The sequence below is a fragment of the Paraburkholderia madseniana genome, from assembly GCF_009690905.1.
Classification (GTDB): Bacteria; Pseudomonadota; Gammaproteobacteria; order Burkholderiales; family Burkholderiaceae; genus Paraburkholderia; species Paraburkholderia madseniana.
Genome location: NZ_VOSW01000242.1, coordinates 1 through 2471 on the forward strand (window position 1 = coordinate 1; position 2471 = coordinate 2471).

At 62.9% G+C, this 2471-nt stretch carries 2 protein-coding genes; both read right to left on the reverse strand.

Features of this window, described 5'->3' with window-relative positions; all coding sequences use genetic code 11:
- A complete protein-coding gene (istB, locus tag FSO04_RS45495) occupies positions 1-816 on the reverse strand; it encodes an IS21-like element helper ATPase IstB (RefSeq protein WP_154567967.1) in 816 nt (271 codons plus the stop codon).
- The gene (gene istA / locus FSO04_RS45500) at positions 813-2312 is read right to left on the reverse strand and encodes an IS21 family transposase (RefSeq protein ID WP_154567968.1); all 1500 of its coding nucleotides are present in this window, start codon (positions 2310-2312) and stop codon (positions 813-815) included. Before istA ends, istB begins: the two co-directional genes overlap by 4 nt.
- Positions 2313-2471: the final 159 nt, after the last annotated feature.

Consider the following 2471-nt stretch of genomic DNA (forward strand, 5'->3'; position numbering starts at 1 on the left):
TTAGCTGGCCATGGTTGTCGCTCCGTTCGGGTTGTCAGTGGGTAATTGACGGCGTCGCTCCTTCTGTTTGTCGCTGGCTTTGCGGCGCCGGTAGCTTTCGACGTTCAGCTCGAAGATCGTCGAGTGATGGACCAGCCGGTCGATGGCGGCCACCGTCATGCCGGGGTCAGGGAAGACATCATTCCAGCCCGAGAACGGCTGATTGGCCGTTATCAGAAGACTTTTGCGCTCATACCGCTCGGCGATCAGCTCGAACAGCACGCTGGTTTCCGCCTGGTCCTTTCGCACATACGACAGGTCATCGAGGATGATCAGGTCGAACCGGTCGAGCTTCGCGAGCGCCGAAGGCAGTTGCAGACTCTGACGCGCGACCTGGAGCTTCTGCACGATTTCGCCGGTGCGCGTGAACAATACGCGGTAGCCAGCGTCGATGAGTGCATGGCCGATGGCGGATCCCAAGTGACTTTTCCCGCCGCCGGGTGGGCCGAACAGGAGGATCGTGGCGCCTTTCTCAAGCCACGAATCGCCGGTGGCCAGCGCCATCACATGCGCCTTCGAGACCATGGGCACAACGCCGAAGTCGAAGGTGGCGAGCGTCTTGGTCGGATCCAGATGCGACTCGGTGCGATGGCGCTCGATTCTGCGTTTGGCCCGCTCGGCGAGTTCATGTTCGAGCAATGCACCGAGTAACCGGGAGGCCTGCCAGCTTTCCTTGTCTGAGCGTTCGGCGAAGTCCGGCCACAACCGGCCGATGGTTGGCAGGCGCAATTCGTTGAGCATCAGCGCGATACGGCCTGTATCGTAGGCGGCGTTCATGCGAGCACCTCCTCATCGAGCAACGTGTCATAGAGCGCGGCGGACGGCATGTCGACGACAACCACCGGACACTCGGCCTGGCGCGGCGCGAACTCATCGAACAGCGCCTTCAGGTCGGGCAGTTCACCGAGTTCGAGCAATGCATCGAGCCTCTGCGCCAGTTGCGCCTCGACGCCGTGGTTTCCTGCCAGCTCGAGCAGCCCCACCATGGTCTTGCATGCGCTGCGCGGCGTCAGTGCTACCTCGAGCCGCTCCCAGGTCCGCCGGTAGGCTTCACGCGGAAACAGATCGTCACGGAACGCGAGGCCCCTGAAGGCCTGCGGCTTGCGTTTGAGTGATTCGATGAAGTGCCGGTAGTCGATGCCGCGACCGCGCCGTTTGCTCGTGTGCGTGGCTCTCGCTGTGCTGTGCACGAGCGCGCCAGACAGATAGCAATCGAGCCGGTCACTGTAGAGGCGTACCTTCAGGCGATGGCCGATCAGCCGCGACGGCGCGCTGTACAGGACGCAACGCACGGTGAACGTGCCGCAGCGGGTCACGCGCGCCTCTTCCTCAACGAAGTCGGTGGTACGGTGCTCAGGCAGGTCCAGCAGGTGTTCGCGCTCGATCTGGAACGCTGCTGCATTGCGCCGGTTGCGGCGCATTACCACTCCGCGCACGAACTCGTCGTACGCGGCGCGATCCGCGAAGTCGCGATGACCTCGCAACTCCAGGGCCTGATCGACCTGATCCTTCAGATAGCGATGCGAGGACTCGACGCTGCCATTCTCATGACCCATGCCACGGTTGTTGCGCGTGCCTTCCATCCCGTAGTGCTCGAGTAGAGCCGCATAGCGAACTGTGAAGTCTTCCTCTTCCTGCAGGTTCCTGAAGGCCGCCGACAGGCTGTCGGAGCGATGTTCGCGTGGGCAGCCGCCAGCCTGCCACAGCGCGTTCTGCAATCCCGTCGCGAGCGCCTGGAAGCTCTCCCCGCCATCGACCACGCTGGCGTACTCCCAGCGCGAGAACGCCAGCACGAAGTGATACAGCAGGTGGTTGAACGGGATCCCGCCAATCGTTACGCACAGCTTGCCCATGTGCGTGAAGTCCGACAGGCCTCGTGCGCCGGGCTGATATGTTTGAGGGAAGAACACTTCCTGGTTCGGCCCTTCGAGCGCGCGCCACTGGCTGACATGTCGCTCAAACGTGCGCCGCATGCTGTCCGGAAAGCGCTCGGGATGGTCCTCCTGCAATTTACGCAGCAGAGTGATCGCCTTCAGCTTTGGCGCAGCGCGTAGCAATGGGACCACTTCGCTCTCCCAGACATCGGCGAATGGATCTGGGCGCGAGCGCCAGTAGCGCCGGGGCTGCTGTGACGGTAGTCCGGCTTCGTGTTCGACACGCCGCGCCGTGCGCTCGCTCATGCCTGACTTCGCCGCAGCGAGCTTCTGCGGATGGTGTTTGCGATGGTTCATGTAGAGGCGGACCTGCTGGTCGGTGATGCGGCTTCCAGACATGGGCTGACCGCCTCTTTTTAGATTCAGTCAGCCATCCTAAGCCCCGCCGATCCGGCGCCGCCGGCAGTTCGTCGTCTTCGGCGGCTACGCCGCCTCCGACTCCTCACTACCGGCCAAGATGAATGTCGGTACACCGGACGTACTCATTGTCGCCCCCCA

Bases quoted from the DNA above. Each gene is read 5' to 3' on its own strand.
- istB (WP_154567967.1), bottom strand. From the start codon at position 816: ATGAACGCCGCCTACGATACAGGCCGTATCGCGCTGATGCTCAACGAA.
- istA (WP_154567968.1), bottom strand. From the start codon at position 2,312: ATGTCTGGAAGCCGCATCACCGACCAGCAGGTCCGCCTCTACATGAAC.